Raw genomic sequence first — 21647 nt, 5'->3', positions numbered from 1 at the left:
ATTTATACGGCGGTTCGAATTAGAATTTATTTATAAATTTACCCCCATTCAAAAGTAAAAATAAAATAAGCCCTACGATATGAAATTTATTGTTTCCTCTTCTGCCTTACTAAAGCAGCTTTCGGCTATCAACGGGGTGGTGACAACCAATCCCGTAGTGCCAATTTTAGAAAATTTTCTTTTTGAGATCAAAGAAAGTCTATTGACTATTACTGCATCTGATTTGCAGACTTCCATGATTACAGAAATCGGCGTGGAGGCCAAAGAAGATGGCAATATCGCGGTGCCAGCAAAGATTTTGATTGAGACATTGAAAAATCTTCCTGAGCAGCCGGTTACATTTAGTATCGACCACGATACCTATGCTGTAGAAATCAGCTCTGATAATGGGCGCTACAGACTGGCTGGGGAGAATGCTACTGACTTCCCAAAAATCCCGACCGTAAGCAACGCTACTTCTGTAGATATGTCCACTGAGGTGCTTTCTTCTGCTGTTTCTAATACCATCTTTGCTACTAGTTCTGACGAACTTCGCCCTGCGATGACGGGTGTTTACATCAATCTAAGCCCAACCAATACGACCTTCGTGGCAACAGACGGACATAGATTGGTGAGATATAGAAGAGTGGATATTGCTTCCCAGGAGGCTGCTACATTGATTATTCCCCGTAAGGCGTTGAACTTGCTTAAGTCAACATTGCCTTCTGAAAACCTTCCGGTTACCGTAGAATTCAATCAGTCGAATGCTTATTTCAACTTCAATAATATCAAGATGATTTGTCGTCTGATCGACGAGCGTTTCCCTGATTACGAAAATGTGATTCCTGCGGAAAACCCAAATCGTATGAACATTGACCGTCAGGAATTATTGAGTTCGCTACGTCGAATTGCGATCTATGCTAATAAAACTACGCATCAGGTGAGATTGAAATTGACAGGTAGTGAATTGATGATTTCTGCTGAGGATCTTGATTTCTCTAACGAAGCGAATGAAAGACTATCCTGTGATCATGACGGTGAGGATATCGAGATCGGATTCAACGCAAAATTCTTGGTAGAAATGCTTAATAACCTTTCTTGCAAAGAAGTTAGCTTGAAGTTCTCTGCACCTAACCGTGCGGGTTTGATTCTCCCTGCTGAACAAGACGAAAACGAAGACATCCTTATGCTGGTGATGCCAGTGATGTTAAATAATTACGTATAATAACCACAAACTATAAAACGAAAAGCCCGGAGATTTCTTCGGGTTTTTTTGTGAAAGACTTTTTTTAACCGCAGTGTACGTGGAGGGTTTCACAGAGGACACAATTGGTTCGTATGGTTTATATTCTCCAAGTCAGGAGAATTGAACAAGAGAAGTTTTTTATCCCGTCGCGCTGCCGACCTGCTGCGAGAAAAATCAACTTAATTCTTTTTCGCGTCACGAAGCGACTTCAGATACAATCCTTCTACCCGCTCTCTGGCCCAAGGCGTTTTTCGAAGAAATTTCAAGCTGGAATTCACGGAAGGATCATGTGTGAAGCAACGGATAGTAATTCGCTCTCCTAGTTCTTCCCAGCCGTAAAATTCAACTAGATGCTCAACTATATCTGCGAGTTTGATTCCGTGAAGAGGATTGTTGGGTTGGGGTTCCAAAATGGAATATAAAATGAGTGAATTTAAAATTATGAATTCTTTATTACTTGTTAATTATTTCCTCTCTATAAAATCCCAGAGATTTCCATATAAATCCTTAAAAACTGAAACCGTCCCAAATGCTTCCTCAGAGGGTTCTCGGATGAATTCCACGCCTTTAGCAGTGTAATTATGATAATCTCTGTAGAAATCGTCAGTGTACAAAAAGAGAAAAACTCTTCCTCCAGATTGAAAGCCAATTTGATTTCGTTGGAGTTCATCAGCAGCTTTTGCTAGTAATAATTGGCAGGATGAACCTGGTGGACAGACTCGTACCCAGCGTTTTGTGTCGCTGAGATGCGTGTCTTCTACCAATTCAAATCCCAAGGTTTGCGTATAATATTCAATTGCCTCATCGTAATCCCTAACCAAAATTGCGATTTGCCCGAGTTCTTGTTTCATCTGTTTAATAATTGATTTTTTATGGCCACATAGCCTGTCCCGTCCCGATAGTTATCGGGATCGATTCGGGAGAATCTCACATGGCCAATAATCATCCCTCTGTGTGATGAGTTAGTCCTATTCGATTTCATATTCAAAATAGGCTAAATCCATTCTTAATTGGAAGCCAATTGAAGTATTTAGGAAGTTTTTTCTGTTGAGGATGCGATGTCTTCGACAATGAAAATCGCGTTGTTATTCGGATCATACAGCCCAAATTCATGAGTCCCCCAAGCAGTATTTCTGATAAGTTTATCGCATTTAATAATTCCTTTTATCACTAGGGATTCAAAATACGGTTCAATGTTTCTTACAACCGATCCTCCCAAAAGTGGGTCTTCTGTAGTATCGGCATGCCATTGTAAATGTATCTCAATCCCTTCCAGACGCATGCCCGCGTACCTATTATCACCAAAGGTCTTGATAAATCCAAAGTTTCGGGAATACCAGTCCAAATCCCGGGCAATATTTTGAGACGGTAGAACTGGAATAGTGCTTATAAAATCAGTTTTCATATGTTTATAATTGACTTTCAAAGGCCATCCCGATAGCTATCGGGAGGAATCTCGCAAGGTGAATAATCATCTCGCTGTGTGTAGCCTTCGATATGCTCGGTTTCATAAGAGTAAATAAAAGCGGTCCCGAAGAATCAGTCGGTCCGTGCAGTATATTAACCTTCGTTTTGGAGCTGGTTTCTTACTTTCTCCAGCTCTATTTTTATATCTTCTATACTTTCCCACTCCCGACCTTCTTCACCATGTTCTATGCCTACATATTCATGAAAATCATGTGCTAGTACAAGTTTCATCATTTTAGAATAATCTAAGGGGAATTGATTGCCTTTGTCATCCCAAACCGTAGGCTTTAGACTCACTCCTTTTGCTCTTGGCATCAATTCATCCACTCCAAGGTAGGAGTCATAGGAAATGTCTTTCCCATCTTCACTAGTGATTCTGAAATTACCAAAATCTGGCAGCGTTCCTGCCCGACGATGATTAGTTTTAGCAATCATTTCGGCAAGCCATTTTCCATTGCTTGAAAACCCACCGTGATTCTCAATGAGGACATTGATATCAAAATCATCTGCAAATTCACAAAGTTCATGCAAGCCTTCGCTGGCAAGATCACTTGCCATTTTATAATCTTGCTCAGAAGCACTCCAAGGTACTGATGAGTAAGCATTTACCCGGATGGAATGACAGCCTAAAAATTTGGCTGCCTCTACCCATTTTTTATGATTCTCTACTGTTTGTGCTCGCTCTTCAGCCGTCGCCGCACCTAGCATACCTTCCCCATCACACATAATCAAAACAGATCTAACTCCTTCTCCATCAGCCCGGGTTTTCATTTCCTTAAGATAGGCCATGTCTTGTGCCTTGTCTTTGAAAAACTGATTGACGTATTCTACTGCTTCGATTCCAGCTTTTTTGGTGAGAATGGGGAAATCCAAGTGGTCCATTTTTTCAGCGAAAAGCTGCTTATTCAGAGACCATTCCGCAAGGGATATCTTAAAAAGAGGATCGGCTTTACCTGATGAAAAAGCCATTTGTGGCATTCCTAGGCCAATTGCAGCAGTAGCAAGCCCAGCTGATTTGAGAAAATTTCTTCTGTTAGTCATGTTGATTTTTTGAATGGTTTAAATGAATTTAATGGTTGACAGGAGACTTGATATTCACGCTTCTTATTGGAAAACTGGAAACTGAATGCGTTCTTATATCTCCCAGCCTTTTCTATATTCTCTTGTTAAGAATTTATTTGCTTCTTTATCATTGGTAATCTCCAAAGTTGAAGCGTCAAAATCCACCTTTTTTCTTGCTCTCAAAGCTACAGCACCAAGATTGATGGTATCTGTGATGGTCTGTGCACGGATGAAGCTACCTGGGGTTTGCATTCCTGATTGGATTGCTTCCACCCATGCCGATGTATTCCTTTCTACACTGTCAGAATCAATTCGCTCTGATGCAGGACGACTGGCCATTTTACTTTCTGGAAGTAGCACAGGATTTTCTCCTCTGAATCCTCCTAATATTTTGCCTTTGGTTCCCACAATCATTAAGCCTTCCTCAGGCGTTTCTTTACCATCCACTTCCAGTTCCTCTGGGGCAAATGGCTTCATGCCTCCATCATACCAGATTAGATCAAATGCAGGTAGGGAAGTTTGCTTAGGGAATTGCCATTTGATCATACAGCTGGCAGGAAAAGCTACATCATTGTTAACCCATTGATAGACCCCATTGATTTCTTCCCGGGTGGTGGTCCCGTATGCTTTGGCGGTTAAAGGAGATTTAGTAATGCCCAGGGTTTCAAAAAGCGGAAAGAGACTGTAATGTCCCATATCTGCTACAGAACCTCCCCCGAAGTCATACCAGCCTCGAAAAACATTATGTGTGTAGTTTTTGTGGTAATCCATTTCGGGTACGGGTCCCAACCAAAGATCCCAATTGAATCCTTTCGGAATAGTTTCTTCGCCCTTAGGTCGCTGTGTCCATTGCTGCCAAACTGGTCTATAGGACCAATTGTGAATTTCTTTGAGGTCCCCAATTAACCCTGCATCCATCCAAGATTTGATCTGACGATACTCTGGACGATCAGACCAAGCAAGTAAGTGCGTGATTACTTCGGATGATTTTGCCTTTTCTATTACTTTTCTTCCTTCCAGAAGTCTATTGGAAATAGGCTTGTGAGTCACCACATGTATTTTTTGTTCCATTGCGGCTATGGCAATGGAAGCATGCGTATGGTCAGGTGTCATTACTTTGACTGCGTCGATTCCTTTTTCCTTTGCAAAAAGCTCCCTAAGATCTTCGTAGGATGCGCAGCCTTTGTATTTCCCAGAGGGGTTATTTTTTGAATAGTATTTCTCCACATAGGCTTGGGCCACATCTCTTCCACCAGCAATTCCTTTTACGTCGCTCCTCCAGCTGTCATCACCCAGTGTCTTGCGAATATTATCCCGGATCCCATAAGGGGACCAATCAATGTAATCTTCCGAGTATTTATTCGCATCGCAAACGGCAACTACCCGAACTTTTTGGTTCTGTAAGAGCTCTCCCATTTCTCGCAATCCTTGCGTCCCGCAACCAATATTTGCTACGGTGATTTGATCGGAAGGAGGAATTTTTCCAAGACCGGCAATGACATTTGACGGGACAATAGAAATAGATGCAGCTACTGTGGCTGCGGAGCCAAGGAATTCTCTTCGGTTGAAATTCTTAATTGGAGCCATTTTTTATGGATTCATGAAATTGGGCTTTTAAGTTACCAAAGCTGGACATTATTCCAAAGAAGTCTGCCGTTGGATGGGGTATTGTAAAATGTTCTATGGCTAATAGCTGAGTTGATATAGGGAAGATTTTAATTTCTAGAGTAAATGGAATATCTTGAAATGTTCAAAACCATTTCAGTATGAAGTACTTATTTGCTATTTCTCTTCTTTCGATTCTATTTTTTTCATGCCAAAAGAAGTCAAATTCTGATGCGGAAATAGAATATCCTGAACGACCTAATATCCTTTGGATTGTGAATGAGGATATGTCACCAGAGCATTTGGGAATATATGGAGGAACTGGCGGAGAAACCCCCGTTTTGGACTCGTTGGCTAAGGCTGGTGTTCTTTTTACAAATGCCTTTTCTACAGCAGGGGTTTGTGCTCCAAGTCGTGCAGCACTTATTACAGGTGCATATCAAACATCGATTGGTGCAATGCATATGCGCACTCTTTCCTTTTCAGCTGCAGGTGGGGATAATTACCCTCCGGATCATAAATCCTATTCGGCTGTAATACCAGAAGGAATGCATGGGTTTCCTGAATACCTACGCATGGCGGGTTATTATACCAGTAACAATGTGAAGGAAGATTACCAGTTTGTCGCGCCTGGTACGATGTGGGATGAAAGTAGTAACCGCGCGCACTGGAGAAACCGTAAAGATCCAGACCAGCCATTTTTCTCAATTTTCAATTTCACTACTACACATGAATCTCAAGTATGGGGACGGGAAAATGAAGATTTGCTGATTGATCCGACAGATGTGACGGTGCCACCAGTGTATCCTGATGATTCCATTACACGAAGGACCTTAGCAAGATTTGTTACAAATGTGATGCGCTTTGATGTACAGGTGGGGGATCTTTTGCAGCAGCTAAAAGATGATGGGTTGTATGAAAACACGATTATTTTCTATTATTCAGATCATGGGGATGGCATGCCTTATTATAAGCGGGAGTTGTATGATAGAGGCTTGCGAGTACCTCTTTTTATAAAGGCGCCTTTTATCGAACCAGGAACAGTGGATGATCAGTTGGTGAGTTTTGTGGATTTTGGTCCTACTGTACTTTCACTGGCAGGTGTGAAAATCCCAAATAACATGCAGGGGCAGGCATTTATGGGAAATCAAAAGTCAGCTCCAAGACAATACATCTATGCTGCACGGGATCGAATGGATTCTGAGGTAGATCGGGTTCGAGCAGTGAGTGATGGTCGATATAAATACATTAAAAATTATTTGCCTGATAAGCCCAATTATCAGCATATACGTTACCGATTAAGTAATCCTCTGATGGTTCACTTGCTGGAATTACACAAAGAGGGGAAATTGGATGAAAACCAAGAACGCTGGTTTGATGAGACAAAGCCGGAGGAGGAATTATATGATACACAATCAGATCCCTATGAGTTTACTAATCTGGCAGGAAATCCTGACTTTGCAGATAAACTCATAGAGCTTCGTGACGCCCATTTAAAATGGGTCGATGAGTTTGGAGATTTGGGAGCACTTCCTGAAATGGAAATGGTGCATCAGTGGTGGAATGGAGTAGATCAAGCGCCGACTACAGACCCTGCAGAAGTGCATTTTGAGGAGGGCATGGTTTCGATTTCCACTGCGACAAAAGGGGCTTCAATAGGCTTCAAGAAGAATGCTGCAGAGGGTTGGTCGGTGTATCAGGTTCCGTTTAAAATGAATCCGGGAGATTCTTTGTATCTATTGGCACATCGAATTGGCTATGAACCCTCGACTGAGGCGATAGTGGTGAAGTGAAAAGTCTATTCGCTTATAGGGTTGCTCAAAGTTCCTATTTAACTAAAATTCCCCCATCAATCGTGTAAGCTGATCCTGTAATCCAGGAAGCTTCATCAGAAACCAGAAACAAAGCCAGTGAAGCAATATCTTCTGGCTGGCCAAGACGCTTCATCAACGTATTATTGGCTGTTTGCTGTACGATGGTATCAGGCGCACCAAAAGCTTTTGCTGAATCCCAAATTAAAGGAGTGTCGACAGGACCGGGACAAATTGTATTCACACGGATTGTTGGACCATAATCCAACGCCATCTCTTTTACCAACGCAACCAGAGCTGCCTTGCTGGCACAATAGGCTGCATGATTGGGGAAACTCTTGAACGCTGCAATCGAACTATTTGCGAGTATGACCCCCTTACCATTTTTCTGCATCTCAGGAATCGCAAACCGACTCAGGTAAAACACGGAGTTCAGATTGGCGCTTATGGTTTCATTCCATTCTTCAAAGGAAATATCCGTCACAGATCCTAAACCTAACCTTCCGGCATTGGTTACGACAATATCCAGTTTTCCGAAATTATGAATCGCTTCGTGAACGAGCGTTTCATTTACAGCTATAGTAGAAATGTCCCCAGCAACAAAAACTGCCTTTCCGCCATGCTGAATCAGCTTTTTCTCTAACTCTTTGCCTCTAAGTTCATCACGACCACTTAAAATCACGGATGCTCCTTCGCTGACAAAACGCTCTGACATGGCTTTTCCCATGCCACTTGTAGCTCCGGTTATGATGGCTGTCTTTCCTTGCAATCTCATTTTTTGGGGTCTAGTAGAAAATGTTTTTTTATCCTGAATTGGTTGGGTGACATGCGCTTTAGTTTCGCGTTGCGGATTTAATTTACTTCTATTTCTCGTTAAACCTTATGCCAGTTTAGGTCACGCTAAATCTTCTTTTTCAAAGATGTACTTTTGAGTACTTAGTTAATTATTTTTCATCCGTTTTGGGATAAAGGATTGCAAACCCATTGATGGATCTTCGAGATTACAAATCTCGAAGATCTGAATCTTGAAAAAACAATAAAAAAACACAATCGTGGGACTTTCAATTTACAGGCAAACAAGGGATTCCTCCCTTTGTATATTTTCCAAATGGGGGTTTAATCCGGTAATCTTTTATTCCCTGATGAAAGTCAAAATCTTTCATCTGATAATTGGGAGTATAGCGGACTTCATCCCAATACAAAGAACGGGGATCACTCGCTCTTAGGTCACCTGTTTCTTCCATCCAGGCTTGTAGCTTTTTTCTCATTTTGACTTTGACAGTTTCATAGTTTCTGTCATCTGCCAAATTAGTTAGCTGGTATGGATCTGCGATTACATTGTAGAGTTCTTCTTCAGGTCTTTTACCAAAGGCCAATTTGAAATAATCAGGACTCCCAGAAATAGATTTTCCTTCCATTTCCATTATTAGATATTTGGTGATGGAATTGTCCACGTCTCCATATTGCCCCACGGATTGATGTACTTTCGGATCTCCGGCAGGATTCCTCTCGGGCATCATATTCCTGATGTATAGATATTCATGATCTCTGACTGCGCGCATTGGATAGGAGAGATTGCCTTTTCTCACATTTGCGTGTCGTTCTCTTTCCAAATATACTTGAGCCCGATCTTGCTTTTCTCCTGCCAGCAGCGGCCATAGTGATTGGCCACTCATTGTCTGGGGACTTAAACCAGCAGCTTCAACAAAGCTTGGGGCAAAGTCCACAAAATTCACAAACTCATTGATGACGGTTCCAGCTTTTACTTTTTCTGGCCATCTAATCACAAGAGGCATGCGTGTACCATAATCGTATAGATTCGCTTTTGCTCGGGGAAAAGGCATGCCATTATCACTCGTCATCACGATAATTGTATTATCCAATTCCCCCGCTTCCTCCAGCATCTTGATAAGTTGCCCACACTCTCGATCAAATCGCTCCACTTCGAAATAGTAATCCAACATGTCATTCCTTACACAGTCCACATCAGGAAAAAAGCCAGGTACCCGAACATCTTCTAAAGCCATTCCAGTTTGGATTCCAGAGTTTGTTACATATTCCCGATGTGGGTCTGTACTTCCGAACCAAAATGTAAAGGCTTGATCTTTTGGTTTTTGAACGAGGAATGACTGAAAGTCTTCGTAAGTTTTTCCTGCAGGATTATGTGCCAAGCCACTTACTTCGTATTCTCCGGGGCCCCAACCTTTTCGAGTTGATCCTGTGAAGTATCCATCTTTTTCTAATAGGCTTACGTAAGTCGGGTATTGTTCTGGGAATTCTGACCAAAGATTACCACCATCTTGATTTTGGTGAGGATATCTACCCAAAAGAATTGCAGCACGGGAGGGAGAGCAAGAAGGCGAAGCTGTATAAGCATTGGTAAATAATGCCCCCTCTGCGGCCAACCTGTCAAAGGTTGGGGTACGTACTACCTGGTCTCCATACACTCCCGCATGAGGGAATGACCAGTCATCGGCTATCAAAAAGAGAATGTTGGGCTGGGAGGCTCTTTTTATTTCGGGGGTTTGGGGTGTTGAAAAAAGTGTGATCAACAAAACTATAATCGAAAAAAGATGCATGGCTACAGGGTTTAGAGAAATAAGTTAAGTCTCTTCTCCAAGTGATGCAAATTTCAAGCTGCACCTATAGGACACTTTTCTTCTATGAGTTTTCTAAACCAGAACTTAATAGGGACAGAATATTTCGACGGCAATGATCGATAGTGTAACCCTGAAAACGGGGTAGTATATTTTTCTGCCTAATTATCCGCTATGCTCTTCCTAACTGCCTGAGCATTTTTATATGATCACCTAGCGCACCCAAAAATGTATCTTTTACTAAGTAGGGGATATTATACTCTTCAGCTGTTTCAGAAACTATACTAGAAAGATTATGATAGTGGATGTGTGAAATATTAGGGAATAAATGGTGCTCGATCTGAAAATTCAGACCACCGATCAACCAGGAAAAGAACCTGCTTTTAGGTGCATAATTACTGGTAGTGGCCAATTGATGTACCGTCCAATCACCATGGATTTGACCAGTATCATCGGGCTGTGGAAAGGAGGTGTCTGAAACAATATGTGCCGTCTGGAAAACAGCACTAATGCAAATCCCAGTAACAAAATGCATACTCAAAAAGGCTAAAATAATTATCCAAGCTGGGAGTGGTACCATAATCAAGGGCAACACAAGTGCGTAAGAATAATAGAGCATTTTCCAGCCTATAATTTTTAAAATTTCCTTTTTGAATTCACTTCCTCTCTTGAAGAATCCCATTTCCTTATAACGGTTGATTCTTACAAAATCCTTCATGGTAATCCATGATATAGTAGAAAGCCCATAAAATAACCAGATATACAAATATTGAAAACGATGGATCCAATATCTCTTAGCGTGTGGGGAAAATCTCAAGAAAAATGGAGCATTTATATCGTCGTCAGCATGATCGATATTAGTGTAAGTATGGTGAAGGACATTGTGCTGAATCCTCCAAACGCTAGCATTGGCACCAATTAGATTCATAGTGTAACCCACATACTTATTCACAGATTTGTGTTTAGAATAAGATCCATGGATTGCATCATGCATTACTCCCATACCCACTCCTGCCATTCCTAGTCCGCTGGTGATGTATAGTGCAAAAAGTAAAAATGGACTGGCAATTAACCCAGTGCTAATAGTAATGAGTGGCAAAAAAAATATAGAAAGCATAAAAACGGTCTTGAAGACCATGTTGCCATTACCATAAATGTTCTTGTTGTTTTTTTTGAAATAATCATTCACTCTCATTCGCAAGATTTTAGAGAATTCAGCATTTCCTGTTTTGTCGAATGTTAAAGTTTTCATTTATATTTTGTCTATACTATTTCTTTTCCTACCAATCTTCAATACTTGTCTGGGCCGGCTTCTGTTTACGACTCAATAGGTCTGCAATTCGGCAAAGAGTGTTTGAAGCTCTTCCTTGGTTTTTTTAAGTTTTTGAGAAAGCCTGTCGAGCATACTTTCCCTTTGTCCTTGATTAAATTGGAAATCCGCATCCTTTAGAATAGGAAATCGTAGTTTTAGCATCACTTTTTGCTCTCGCCAGCTTCTTGTTATTTCCATTATTATATTGATCTCCCTTTTTATCAGGATGTTTTATTCTTGGGCTTTTTGATTTTTTTCCTCCAACGGAAGATTTGCTACTATTTCTCTTTCAAAATAGACCAACTCTTTTTTTTCTGGATGATCCTTTATTTTGCAATAATAGACCCCATTATAAAATCGCCTTAATAACCAAATCTAATGAGGGATTGACTATCGCATTTACAACATCACCTGAGTTGTGTTTGTTTTGGACAAATTCTTTATCCATGGTGGGCTCTATTGGGTGAATAACATCAACAAGGTTGAAATTTTTACATTAAGACCTGTTACACATCATGCTCTATATGTTACATTTATCTCACTTACGAATTGGAATAAGTACTTATGCGAAAGATATTTCACGAATGTTTTACTCTTTGAGTGGAGTATCTGCTAATGATTGGGGTGATATTATAAGGCTTAAAAAATAATGTTACTTTACTCATTTCATCAGCAAGTGGGGTTAATATTTGTGTGTAGCTTCTCACTTAGCCGATTGATATTATCAGCGCATTATAAGAAATTTTGCGTAAAAAATGTATAGATACGAATTCCATATCAGCCCCTAAACTACACATGATTTTTGTACTCACAACTATTTTAAATGCAGCATATTTTAACTCACTTAGAAACGTATTTTATTGAACTAGTAGTTTTTAAATGGATCAGAATTAGAATCTTTCATATCCGCTTTTAATAATAGTGGAGATGATTTTAAACCTGACATTGGCTTTAATGATATTTCGACAATGTGCTGGAATTATTATCGATTGTCCTGTAGTCAAACTTTTTGATTCATCATCAATTAAGACCTCAGCTCTCCCTTCAATTACCTGAACAAACGTGTCGAAAGGCGATGTTTTCACCGTCAATGCTTCACCTGAATCAAACGAAGATACCGTTACATTTCCTGAGTTTTTTTTGAGGATCGTTTTTATCAACACAGAATTTGGGACGTATTCTATTATCTCATTTATTGTGAAGACTATTCCTTTTTCTTGTTCTTTATTTTCCACTTCGTTTAGGCCCGGATCCTAATCTTCATTTCGTTTTTCACTGCGCTTTGCTTCTTTAGCTGCTCGCTTTTCTTTCAATGATTTAGTAGGTGCTGTTTTACCCGATTTGGCTTTACCTTCCTTTTCTTTAGACATGATTTATACAGATGTTTCTTGCTTTATAAAGTTCATTAAGATTTTACAGAAACAGTTACATATCCGGAAGAGGGTATTGCATAAATCACATGTTTTATGTGGGAATCAGTTTGTCATTTAACCTGATAGGAAGCCAGGCGTACTTTTCTACCCGTTAGCTAATTCAAAAGATAGCTGATGGTGTATCTGCTCCTTGGTTTAGATTAACATGGTGTTCTTCCAGACCGTCCTAACACCCGCCTTTGATGCAATATTGTCCAATTGGAATCTGGAAAAAAGGAAGAAAACGTTTAGGTATGGGAAAAAAGCAAATCATTAAAGGCCAAGTAGCTTAAACGTCTTCTAGATTTTGCTTCCGCTTATCCTTCAATTGCTTGTAATAAGTTGGAGTGAGGCCTGTGATTTTTTTAAACTGATTTGATAAATGAGCGACGCTACTGTAATGTAAATTGTAAGCGATTTCAGTCAAATTCAATTCATCATAAATCAGCAATTCTTTTACCCGTTCGATTTTGTGAGTGATGATAAATTGTTGAATCGTAATTCCCTTTACTTCTGAAAAAATGTTCGCCAAATAGGTGTAGTCATATCCTAGGCTTTCGCTGATATAATCAGAATAATTCACTTTCGGCAATTCATCGGAATAGTGAATCATTTCAATAATGAGGTTTTTGATCTTCTCAATAATGATACTTCTCTTATCATCTAGAAGTTCTAATCCCGACTTCATCAGGCTTTTTTTAAGCTGCGCTCTTTGTTCATCTGTAATTTCCTCAAGGATTTCAACCATGCCCAAATCCACTAAAACGTAATGAAGGCCGAGTTTTTTCAACTCATCCATTACCAGAATTTTGCATCGCAAACTCACCATATATTTTATATAGAGTTTCATCATATTGGTTCTGGTTAAATTACTGAAAAATGCCAGGAATAGAGTCTAAGATAAGCCAACACGCCTATTCCTGCATCCTGTCGTTATGTAATCATAAGGATGCCAAACAATTTTGAATAAAAAAATGTGAGTGCGTTTCACTGGGTTTTAAATTCAATTTTGATAGTAGGATTATCAACCTTTTGATATCTCATCGATGCTATAATACTCTTTGATACTTTCTAGTTCCATTGAAAGATTATATGCCTGGTTTGTTTTTCCTAATTGCATGGCAGCTAAGAAATAGACATTCCAAGTCTTAATCTGATACTTTTTTCTGCCTATTCCCAATTCTATTACCCCATCAATAGAGAGTTGTTGGAGGCAAAGTGAGTCACAGGTATTCCAGGGATATTCTTTTTGATCCACTCTGCCATAAATGCTGATCCGCCCTCTTCACTTGCCGAGTGACCGATCACGATCAAGCCGAGCTTTTCACCCATTTCATTTGCATTTCGAACGTATTCGGGAGTTTCCCATTCCGGACTTTCACCACAGATCAAAACATCGGGTTTTTCCTTCATAATCATTTCCATTTGTCGCCTACCGCCTGCTGCTCCAGGCATGAGTAGAATTTTACTTGCCTTTTGTGAAAGATCACCAACATAACGAAGTTCTGGGACATTCATTCTGGACTTCACATGAGAGATCAAATCACCGAGCGTTGTCTGTGGGAGATTCAAGACTGCATTTTGCTCGTAATATTCATCCCAACCCAGTTCATTTACCACGCCTGCCTGTACCCCGTCGATTTCGAGACTGTGCACATAATCGTGGTTTCGCCAAACAGCAATACCATTTTCATCGAGAAGTTTTCGTTTGAATTGGTAAACCGGATCATTGCCAAGCCAGGCGATTTCATCCAAATGATTGTAAAAAGTGGGTTCATGCACTATGATGAAATTTGCCTTCAGCTCGATGGCTTTTCGGATTACCGTGATAGTAGCAAACATGGTAGTGACAATACCGGTAACCTGTTGATCTTTGGAGCCTGTCTTCAGTGTATCTACAGTTTGCGGGAAAGGCGCATTAGGAACCTGAGCGATAAATATATCCATGACTTCTCTGACTGTATAATTTTTTACAGAGGTGGAAAAAGCAGCCATTGGATTAGTAATCAGTCCCGCACTGATAATGAGACTGGAGTTTTTGAGGAAATTTCTTCTATTTGATTTCATTTTGGATTTAGGTTTGTTTGGGCTAGTTGTTGTTTTTCAATTTAAGGAAAAGCAACAAAAAAAAACCGTTTGCATCAAAGCAAACGGCTAGTTATTAGCGCTTCAAATCATTAATTCACAGAAATATTCGAAAACCAGATAAACTTCTCACCGGCTTGATTGGCATGGGTAGTCGCTAGCTTAATTGGTCCAAATTGTTCTACATCCTCCCAAGTAGTAGGTCTGCCATCAGGGCCATTGCCTCGGCGGAATACCCATTCCAGAATCATGTTATTTTCGTCCAAATATAGATCATACGCATCGCCAGGCGTGTAACCATCAGCTCCATTATAAACGATTGTGAGTTTCGTTGAATTGGTTCCGGCAATTGGAGTAGGTACATTTTCTTCTGTCTCGTACTCGTAGCCACTGTCCCAGGCGAGTTGAAAGGGGAACATCATCCAGTACTTATCGTTGATAAATCCCTTGTCGGCATCTGGCAGAGAATCTGCTGGCATGTCCAAGCTGTATGTGTAGCTGGTATCCGAGGTGGCATAATAAACCGTGCGGTCTTTTATATTCCATTTCCAATCTCTGGTCATCACATTCACAGAGTCACGTTGCACATTCCATGTATATGCGATTGAATTGACTTCGTCAAACTTATCGAACCCATAAGCCATCGCTACTTTCATAGGCAAGGTGTCAGGCATGGTTTCTTTGGGCTGGCATGCCTGTAATGCACAGACAACTAGCAGAATGAATGCAATATTTTTCATGGCTTTGCTTTTTTTATAAAGTTAACAGACTTAGAATTCAGATTGTTTTTTTAGCCACTTTTTATACTTCTGGTATTCAAACAGTTGATAAAGCCATCTGATGAATCTTAAAAACCGATTCAACACTAACATAGTAAGAAATAAGGCAGAAGGGAAGATTTTCTTATTTCCTTTGGCAGTGCCTCTCAGTATGGTTGTTGCGACCCAACTTGGAGATTGGATTGGAAATACTTTAGGTATATTCCTACCGGCTATTTCAAAAAACTTCGTTTTAGTAGCTATGGGAAAAACCAAGGTTAGCCAATTTTCATTTTTCTCCAACCAAACCGTCCTTGCCCATTGAAGTAAAGCTGATTTGGTGGCTGCGTATAAGCTGTAGCCGGGAATTGTCCAAAATGACATTGCTGAGGCGGTAATGATCAGTCGGAAATTCGCTCCTGGGAAACGCTCACGGATTTCCATACCGATCTGAATTGGGCTATAGACATTCAATTGAAAAAGCAGATCCATTCCTTTCCAATTCGGATCTTCTGCTGGTCCAAATTCTGCTTTCCCTGCATTAGCAAAACAGAAATCAACGCTATTCCAGTGTGCTGAAACCCAAGCTAAAATCTGTTCATTGCCAGATTTTAAACTCAAGTCTGCCTGTAAAATGTGAAGGTTTGGGAATTCACTTTGCAGTTGTTCTAAACCTACCAAATTAAAATCTACCGCCAAGATTTGTGGGTTAGATGGAATCAGTTGTCTTACCAACTCTTCTCCAATACCCGAAGAGGCTCCAGTGATGATAATATTCTTCTCGGTAAACGCCTTATAAAGCATAGGTTGCCTTAGGGAATTTGATATGAAAAGGATCTATTTTGACGGCAAAGAGTGGCTTTTGAGGACTAATGTCAGGGAAATAAGCAGGGTCGATTTGCAAATTTTTTAGGCTAGCAATTTTTCCCCATCCTGAACCTGAAGGTTTGGTGAAAAAATCAACTCCATCCCACACTTGATGTAAGTGGATAGGCAACAAACTGGTGGATATAGGAAAAGGAATTCCCCCAGACTTTATCTCACATGAGAAAGCTATTTTCTCATCATTTTTTATTTGGATGAATTCTTTTCCAGCAGTTTTCTCCCAGAAAATCGGTAAGGTCTCTTTGGGGATTCCCCAATTAGTATGGCCGTTTTGTGTGCTTACTTCCGAACTTACATATATTTTGGTGATCGCCTGCTTGTGATACTGTGAGAATTTTCCGGGGATTAAAAGTAGCTCCTTGTAGGGCCCGACGGGTGATGTGTGGTAATTTACTAGCATGATGTAGCCCAGACCTCCTTGAAACTTTCCCATTAAATGTTCTGGTAAATTCCCGTAAGTTTCCACCCAAGTTTTTGAGAATTTGTAAATCAAGATAATCCCTTCCCCTTCCAATTCCCATGGTGCTGGTGCCTGTTTGTAAAGTTTAAGGCTCTTCAGGGTGATTTGATGATTTTCAGGCATATGGTGAAGGGCTGACACTGGTCCAGCCTCCGTCAATTATTAGCGTTTGTCCAGTAATATGTCTTGCTTCATCAGAGACCAAAAATGCAGCAGCGTTGGCGATGTCTTGTACAGCAGCTGGTCGACCCAGTGGAGTAATTTTCGACCAGGTGTTTTCATAAGTTGGATCCAGCGTTGTTCTGTTTGTTACCGTGGCGCCAGGGGCTATAGTATTGACTCGGATTTTGAAAGGAGCGAGCTCTAGTACCAAATTCTTTGCGAGCATTTCCAGTGCAGCTTTACTCATAGCGTAGGCAGCTAGATTTTCATGACTCTGGTGCGCTGTGACTGATGAGGTGAAAAGCAAAGCTCCTCCACTGGGCTGGTCTTTCATCACTTTGGCGGCAGCCTGTGCCAGAAAGAATGTACCTGCTTGGTTTACTCGTGTTACTTCCATGAAGTCTTCTCTGGAATAGTCCAAAAAAGCTCCAAAAAGCGTTATGCCTGAATTTGCGACCACAATATCAACTGAACCAAAATTGCTTAGCGCAGTTTTGATCAAGTCTTCTATGACTTTTTCAGCACTGGAATCACCCGGAATAGCAAGTGCGGATATACCGTGAATATGACTGATCCGCTTACATGCTTCCGTGATCAAACCCTCTTCAAGATCATTTAGGATTAGATTTACACTTTGCGCCGCGAGTTTCTCAGCGATTGCCAATCCAATGCCCTGTCCTGCTCCAGTGATAATGGCCGTCTTTTGGGGTTTCATCTGATTATAAGTTGTCTTTTATTGGCCATATGGAATCTCGCGTATATAATAATCATCCCAGTGTGTGACGTCTGTGTCATGCTCGATTTCATCTGTTTAATGTGAATCTCGTTTTACTTCTGAACCTGAACCTCCCTGAAGGAAATCGAAATCTACACCTTCGTGTGCTTGGTTTACTTTATCAAGAAAAAGGTTAACATATCCACGTTCATACGGTAGGTTTAAAGGTTTAAATCCGGCTCTTCTTTTTTCAAATTCCTCCTCTGAAATCATCAAATTTAATGTTCTGGCTGGGACATTGAGTTCGATGCCATCACCATTCTGCACAAATGCCAATGGTCCACCAATTGCTGATTCAGGCGAAACGTGTAGAATTACCGTACCGTATCCCGTTCCACTCATTCTGCCGTCAGAAATCCTTACCATATCTTTTACGCCTTTCTTGAGGAGTTTTTCCGGTAACCCCATATTACCTACTTCTGGCATCCCTGGATAGCCTTTTGGCCCCACATTCTTCATTACCATCACACAGGTTTCATCTATATCCAGCTCCGGAGAATCAATTCGTGCCTTGTAATCATCAATGTTTTCAAATACTACCGCGCGTCCAGTATGCGTTAGTAAACTTGGTGTCGCTGCTGATGGCTTGATCACTGCTCCATTTGGACACAGATTGCCTTTCAGAACTGCAATTCCCGAATCTGGTTTGATAGGTTTTTCGAACGTGCCAATTAGGTTTCTATCGTAGCATTCAGCTTTTTCTATGTTTTCACCTATTGTTTTACCATTTGCTGTAATAGAATCCCGATGTAGGTGTTTTTCTATTTCTTTCATTACCGCTGGAAGTCCTCCAGCATAAAATAAATCTTCCACCCAATGCTCTCCAGATGGCTGCACGTTGGCGATTAGGGGAATCATGGAAGAGAATTTATCGAAATCAGTCAAATCAATATCGACTCCAATTCTTTTGGCAATAGCGGTAAGGTGAAGGATGAAGTTTGTAGATCCGCCTAGCGCTGCATTGACCATGATAGAGTTTTCAAATGCTTTGCGGGTCAGGATTTTGCTCATTTTCAGATCCTCATTCACCATCTCTACGATTCGCATTCCCGTCATGTGAGCCAATACTTTCCTTCTGGAATCAGCAGCTGGGATAGTAGCATTGTCTGGCAGGGATAGGCCTAGGGACTCGACCATGCCTGCCATCGTAGATGCGGTGCCCATTGGTGCGCAGTGACCCACAGAGCGGGACATTGCTGCTTCTGCCTCAATAAATTCTTCTTGCGATATTTTACCGAGTTTGAAATCTTCGGCAAATCTCCAAACATCAGAAGTTCCGATCTTCTTCCCTTTAAAGCGCCCTACCAACATTGGTCCTCCAGAGAGAACTATGGAGGGAAGGTCTACTGACGCCGCCCCCATAACAAGGGAAGGAGTGGTTTTGTCACAGCCGCACATCAAGACTACTCCGTCCATTGGATTGGCACGGATACTCTCTTCTACATCCATGCTGGCGAGGTTGCGGAAAAGCATCGCAGTGGGTTTTATGGAACATTCTCCCAAAGACATCACGGGGAATTCCAACGGAAAGCCACCAGCTTCCCAAATTCCACGCTTTAGTGCTTCTGCGAGATCTCTGAAATGTGCGTTGCAAGGGGTGAGCTCTGACCAGGTGTTACAGATCCCGATTACAGGTTTGTCTCCTTCAAATAGGTGATGGGGAAATCCCTGGTTTTTCATCCAGGAGCGATATATAAATCCGTCTTTTCCAGTGCGTCCGTACCAATCTTGACTTCGTAATTTTTTCTTTGACATATAGGTTGTTTTGGCTTATCGAGCCAGAATTTACCAAAAATTTCGAAAAGGAAAGAAATGAAAGAATATTGATGAAGTAAATATTTTACTTTCTTCAAAAAGCCATTAGTTGGAAACGATGCCTATCTGTTTGATTACGTGTTCCCTAGCGCTATAGACTATCAGACTCAGCTAAGTTAATCTTGCTGATTGGGTTTTTGATCAGTGGAAAGCGAAGTTTTTACATTTAGTGATGCAAAAAAAGAGGGGCTATGTTTCCAAGCCCCTCTGTAATACGGTAGTTAATTTAATGCTATGAAATTCTCTCGATATCTGCACCAAGTGCCCGTAGTCGATCGTCAATGTTTTGATAGCCACGATCGATCTGCTCAATATTATCGATAATAGAAGTGCCATTGGCTGAAAGTGCTGCGATAAGCAATGCCACTCCGGCACGGATATCCGGGGAGGTCATTCTGATTCCCCGCAGTTCGGTTTTTCTATCCATACCGATTACGGTAGCTCTATGTGGATCACAAAGGATGATCTGGGCACCCATGTCGATCAGTTTATCCACAAAGAATAATCGGGACTCGAACATCTTCTGATGAACCAGTACTGTTCCTTTTGCCTGTGTTGCTGTTACCAAAATGATGCTTAGCAAATCTGGTGTGAACCCTGGCCAGATTGCATCTGCTACTGTCAGAATCGATCCATCGATAAAAGTTTCAATCTCATAATGCTTTTGTGCTGGAACGAAGATGTCATCACCTCTGAATTCCAATTTGATTCCCATTCTTCTGAACGTATCCGGAATATTCCCAAGCCGTGGAATTTGACAGTCTTTAATCGTAATCTCCGATTGAGTCATGGCAGCTAGACCTATGAAAGATCCTATTTCAATCATGTCTGGGAGCATTTTGTGGGTAGTTCCTCCCAATTTCTTTACTCCTTCTATGGTAAGAAGATTCGAACCTACTCCAGAGATTTTCGCTCCCATGCGATTAAGCATGTCACAAAGCTGCTGAAGGTATGGCTCACATGCAGCGTTGTAAATTGTAGTCGTGCCTTCGGCCATCGCCGCAGCCATTACAATATTAGCTGTTCCCGTCACCGAAGCTTCATCAAGTAGCATGTAACAGCCTTTAAGATTTTTCCCATCGATATGGAAAATCTCATTTTTTGAGTCGTAATTAAATTTTGCGCCGAGTTTCTGGAAGCCTGTAAAGTGAGTGTCCATTCTTCTACGGCCAATTTTATCTCCTCCTGGCTTAGAAAGTTTACCGGTACCGAATCTTGCCAGCAACGGTCCAAGAACCATGACTGAGCCTCTAAGTCCTGATGCTTTTTTCAAAAATTCCTCCGTTTCCATAAAGTCAAGATTGACTTCATCAGCTTGGAAAGAGTAAGTCTCAGGACCTTCTTTGGTGACTTTTACACCCATGTCGCTCAACAACTCGATGAGCTTATTGACATCTACGATGTTTGGGATTTTTTCTATGGTAACTTTCTCCGGTGTTAGGAGAACAGCGCAAAGGATTTGAAGTGCTTCGTTTTTTGCTCCCTGAGGAATAATCTCGCCCTTGAGTTTAATTCCACCATTGACCCGAAATGAACCCATTAATTTCTACGTTTTTTATTGTGTCCCGTATTTGGGCGACGTTTATTACTGTGATTTGATCGCTTGTTTTTGGTATTTGTGCGCTCTTCTTGGCGAGGTGGCTTGAAATCACGGTGTGTGTTAGATTCAAACAGGCCATTTTCTTTTACCTTTTCTAAGTCGATATGCAGTTTGCCTTTGGATAACGTCTTGATGTCGTCCAAGATTATGGCGTCATCAAAATTTTCCCTGTTCCATGTAGAATGAAAGCTTCTCATCAGCTGGCCTATAAAAATAATGGCTGCCTCCTGCTCTTCGTCATCTTCCAATAGGATAGCTCCTTCGATTAGTTTTTCGATGTTTCTACCATAGTGTTTAAATCTCACTTCACCTTTAGGATAGCCAATTGGAAGCGGTTTTTTGCCTAACAATTCCTTTTCAGGCATAGGAAAAGGTGCGTCCACATCCAGTTTGAAATCAGACATGATATACAAGTCATCCCAAAGCTTTTGGTCGTTTTCCTGCTTCATGGTAGGATTCAGTTGCTTGATGATTTCAATTGCCGTATAGGCGCTTTGGGTACGCTTGTCACGATCTTCAATCGCCGTGATATGATCAACGAGACGTTGAATATTTTTGCCGTATTCTTTCAAAATGAGTTTTTGTTTGTCTGGTTCAAATTGCTCCATAATGCATC

The 21647-nt window shown here is 41.0% G+C and carries 21 protein-coding genes; 2 read left to right on the top strand and 19 right to left on the bottom strand.

Annotated elements, in window-relative coordinates; genetic code table 11:
* Positions 1-79 precede the first annotated feature (79 nt).
* Positions 80-1204, top strand: coding sequence for a DNA polymerase III subunit beta (gene dnaN, locus SYJ56_RS10310; RefSeq protein WP_323834009.1), 1125 nt, complete (start codon positions 80-82; stop codon positions 1202-1204).
* Positions 1205-1404: 200 nt separating this feature from the next.
* Here the strand turns inward: dnaN and SYJ56_RS10305 are convergent, their stop codons facing one another.
* The 5 genes from SYJ56_RS10305 to SYJ56_RS10285 form a co-directional block, all read right to left on the bottom strand.
* Entirely contained in the window at positions 1405-1635 is a 231-nt protein-coding gene (locus SYJ56_RS10305; RefSeq protein ID WP_323834007.1) for a VF530 family protein, read from the bottom strand.
* A 54-nt stretch (positions 1636-1689) separates the two neighbouring features.
* Complete coding sequence (locus SYJ56_RS10300; RefSeq protein WP_323834005.1) at positions 1690-2076, bottom strand: VOC family protein; 387 nt, start codon at positions 2074-2076, stop codon at positions 1690-1692.
* Positions 2077-2255: 179 nt separating this feature from the next.
* Entirely contained in the window at positions 2256-2630 is a 375-nt protein-coding gene (locus SYJ56_RS10295) for a VOC family protein (protein WP_323834003.1), read from the bottom strand.
* A 155-nt stretch (positions 2631-2785) separates the two neighbouring features.
* Complete coding sequence (locus SYJ56_RS10290; protein WP_323834001.1) at positions 2786-3733, bottom strand: TIM barrel protein; 948 nt, start codon at positions 3731-3733, stop codon at positions 2786-2788.
* Positions 3734-3826: 93 nt separating this feature from the next.
* On the bottom strand, positions 3827-5341 hold the full coding sequence (locus tag SYJ56_RS10285) for a Gfo/Idh/MocA family protein (RefSeq protein ID WP_323833999.1): 1515 nt from the start codon (positions 5339-5341) through the stop codon (positions 3827-3829).
* A gap of 179 nt (positions 5342-5520) precedes the next feature.
* Between SYJ56_RS10285 and SYJ56_RS10280 the strand changes: the two genes are divergently transcribed.
* Positions 5521-7152 carry a sulfatase family protein gene (locus tag SYJ56_RS10280; RefSeq protein ID WP_323833998.1) on the top strand — a complete coding sequence of 544 codons (1632 nt, stop codon included), beginning with the start codon at positions 5521-5523 and terminating at the stop codon, positions 7150-7152.
* A gap of 34 nt (positions 7153-7186) precedes the next feature.
* Here SYJ56_RS10280 and SYJ56_RS10275 read toward each other — a convergent pair whose 3' ends face one another.
* The 14 genes from SYJ56_RS10275 to SYJ56_RS10210 form a co-directional block, all read right to left on the bottom strand.
* Positions 7187-7945: an SDR family NAD(P)-dependent oxidoreductase gene (locus tag SYJ56_RS10275; RefSeq protein ID WP_323833997.1), complete on the bottom strand. Its 759-nt coding sequence runs from the start codon at positions 7943-7945 to the stop codon at positions 7187-7189.
* 286 nt (positions 7946-8231) lie between these two features.
* The gene (locus SYJ56_RS10270; protein WP_323833995.1) at positions 8232-9749 is read right to left on the bottom strand and encodes a sulfatase family protein; all 1518 of its coding nucleotides are present in this window, start codon (positions 9747-9749) and stop codon (positions 8232-8234) included.
* A 190-nt stretch (positions 9750-9939) separates the two neighbouring features.
* Positions 9940-11019: a fatty acid desaturase family protein gene (locus tag SYJ56_RS10265; protein WP_323833993.1), complete on the bottom strand. Its 1080-nt coding sequence runs from the start codon at positions 11017-11019 to the stop codon at positions 9940-9942.
* 72 nt (positions 11020-11091) lie between these two features.
* Complete coding sequence (locus SYJ56_RS10260) at positions 11092-11277, bottom strand: hypothetical protein (RefSeq protein WP_323833991.1); 186 nt, start codon at positions 11275-11277, stop codon at positions 11092-11094.
* Between the two features lie 692 nt (positions 11278-11969).
* Positions 11970-12314 carry a cupin domain-containing protein gene (locus tag SYJ56_RS10255; RefSeq protein WP_323833989.1) on the bottom strand — a complete coding sequence of 115 codons (345 nt, stop codon included), beginning with the start codon at positions 12312-12314 and terminating at the stop codon, positions 11970-11972.
* A 466-nt stretch (positions 12315-12780) separates the two neighbouring features.
* On the bottom strand, positions 12781-13341 hold the full coding sequence (locus SYJ56_RS10250) for a helix-turn-helix domain-containing protein (RefSeq protein WP_323834071.1): 561 nt from the start codon (positions 13339-13341) through the stop codon (positions 12781-12783).
* Positions 13342-13676: 335 nt separating this feature from the next.
* Positions 13677-14558, bottom strand: coding sequence for a Nif3-like dinuclear metal center hexameric protein (locus tag SYJ56_RS10245; RefSeq protein ID WP_323833987.1), 882 nt, complete (start codon positions 14556-14558; stop codon positions 13677-13679).
* A 110-nt stretch (positions 14559-14668) separates the two neighbouring features.
* Entirely contained in the window at positions 14669-15316 is a 648-nt protein-coding gene (locus tag SYJ56_RS10240) for a hypothetical protein (RefSeq protein ID WP_323833985.1), read from the bottom strand.
* Between the two features lie 30 nt (positions 15317-15346).
* Positions 15347-16138 carry an SDR family NAD(P)-dependent oxidoreductase gene (locus SYJ56_RS10235; RefSeq protein WP_323833983.1) on the bottom strand — a complete coding sequence of 264 codons (792 nt, stop codon included), beginning with the start codon at positions 16136-16138 and terminating at the stop codon, positions 15347-15349.
* The gene (locus SYJ56_RS10230) at positions 16128-16802 is read right to left on the bottom strand and encodes a hypothetical protein (protein ID WP_323833981.1); all 675 of its coding nucleotides are present in this window, start codon (positions 16800-16802) and stop codon (positions 16128-16130) included. The genes SYJ56_RS10235 and SYJ56_RS10230 overlap by 11 nt, the downstream gene beginning before the upstream one ends.
* Positions 16795-17556, bottom strand: coding sequence for an SDR family NAD(P)-dependent oxidoreductase (locus tag SYJ56_RS10225; RefSeq protein ID WP_323833979.1), 762 nt, complete (start codon positions 17554-17556; stop codon positions 16795-16797). Before SYJ56_RS10225 ends, SYJ56_RS10230 begins: the two co-directional genes overlap by 8 nt.
* A gap of 96 nt (positions 17557-17652) precedes the next feature.
* Positions 17653-19371 (bottom strand): IlvD/Edd family dehydratase, encoded by a 1719-nt coding sequence (locus SYJ56_RS10220; RefSeq protein WP_323833977.1) that lies wholly within the window; start codon positions 19369-19371, stop codon positions 17653-17655.
* A gap of 292 nt (positions 19372-19663) precedes the next feature.
* Complete coding sequence (gene murA, locus SYJ56_RS10215) at positions 19664-20971, bottom strand: UDP-N-acetylglucosamine 1-carboxyvinyltransferase (RefSeq protein WP_323833976.1); 1308 nt, start codon at positions 20969-20971, stop codon at positions 19664-19666.
* A complete protein-coding gene (locus SYJ56_RS10210; RefSeq protein ID WP_323833974.1) occupies positions 20971-21639 on the bottom strand; it encodes a DUF4290 domain-containing protein in 669 nt (222 codons plus the stop codon). Before SYJ56_RS10210 ends, murA begins: the two co-directional genes overlap by 1 nt.
* Positions 21640-21647 lie beyond the last annotated feature (8 nt).

Origin of the sequence: Algoriphagus aurantiacus, assembly GCF_035156405.1 — a bacterium.
GTDB lineage: Bacteria > Bacteroidota > Bacteroidia > Cytophagales > Cyclobacteriaceae > Algoriphagus > Algoriphagus aurantiacus.
Note: the sequence above shows the minus strand (reverse complement) of the source record. Positions and strands in the feature narration are given on the sequence as shown.

Excerpts from the sequence above, each read along its gene's own strand:
- dnaN (WP_323834009.1), top strand. The coding sequence starts at position 80 with ATGAAATTTATTGTTTCCTCTTCTGCCTTACTAAAGCAGCTTTCGGCT.
- SYJ56_RS10300 (WP_323834005.1), bottom strand. The coding sequence starts at position 2,076 with ATGAAACAAGAACTCGGGCAAATCGCAATTTTGGTTAGGGATTACGAT.
- SYJ56_RS10295 (WP_323834003.1), bottom strand. The coding sequence starts at position 2,630 with ATGAAAACTGATTTTATAAGCACTATTCCAGTTCTACCGTCTCAAAAT.
- SYJ56_RS10290 (WP_323834001.1), bottom strand. The coding sequence starts at position 3,733 with ATGACTAACAGAAGAAATTTTCTCAAATCAGCTGGGCTTGCTACTGCT.
- SYJ56_RS10285 (WP_323833999.1), bottom strand. The coding sequence starts at position 5,341 with ATGGCTCCAATTAAGAATTTCAACCGAAGAGAATTCCTTGGCTCCGCA.
- SYJ56_RS10280 (WP_323833998.1), top strand. The coding sequence starts at position 5,521 with ATGAAGTACTTATTTGCTATTTCTCTTCTTTCGATTCTATTTTTTTCA.
- SYJ56_RS10275 (WP_323833997.1), bottom strand. The coding sequence starts at position 7,945 with ATGAGATTGCAAGGAAAGACAGCCATCATAACCGGAGCTACAAGTGGC.
- SYJ56_RS10270 (WP_323833995.1), bottom strand. The coding sequence starts at position 9,749 with ATGCATCTTTTTTCGATTATAGTTTTGTTGATCACACTTTTTTCAACA.
- SYJ56_RS10265 (WP_323833993.1), bottom strand. The coding sequence starts at position 11,019 with ATGAAAACTTTAACATTCGACAAAACAGGAAATGCTGAATTCTCTAAA.
- SYJ56_RS10260 (WP_323833991.1), bottom strand. The coding sequence starts at position 11,277 with ATGGAAATAACAAGAAGCTGGCGAGAGCAAAAAGTGATGCTAAAACTA.
- SYJ56_RS10250 (WP_323834071.1), bottom strand. The coding sequence starts at position 13,341 with ATGAAACTCTATATAAAATATATGGTGAGTTTGCGATGCAAAATTCTG.
- SYJ56_RS10245 (WP_323833987.1), bottom strand. The coding sequence starts at position 14,558 with ATGAAATCAAATAGAAGAAATTTCCTCAAAAACTCCAGTCTCATTATC.
- SYJ56_RS10240 (WP_323833985.1), bottom strand. The coding sequence starts at position 15,316 with ATGAAAAATATTGCATTCATTCTGCTAGTTGTCTGTGCATTACAGGCA.
- SYJ56_RS10235 (WP_323833983.1), bottom strand. The coding sequence starts at position 16,138 with ATGCTTTATAAGGCGTTTACCGAGAAGAATATTATCATCACTGGAGCC.
- SYJ56_RS10230 (WP_323833981.1), bottom strand. The coding sequence starts at position 16,802 with ATGCCTGAAAATCATCAAATCACCCTGAAGAGCCTTAAACTTTACAAA.
- SYJ56_RS10225 (WP_323833979.1), bottom strand. The coding sequence starts at position 17,556 with ATGAAACCCCAAAAGACGGCCATTATCACTGGAGCAGGACAGGGCATT.
- SYJ56_RS10220 (WP_323833977.1), bottom strand. The coding sequence starts at position 19,371 with ATGTCAAAGAAAAAATTACGAAGTCAAGATTGGTACGGACGCACTGGA.
- murA (WP_323833976.1), bottom strand. The coding sequence starts at position 20,971 with ATGGGTTCATTTCGGGTCAATGGTGGAATTAAACTCAAGGGCGAGATT.
- SYJ56_RS10210 (WP_323833974.1), bottom strand. The coding sequence starts at position 21,639 with ATGGAGCAATTTGAACCAGACAAACAAAAACTCATTTTGAAAGAATAC.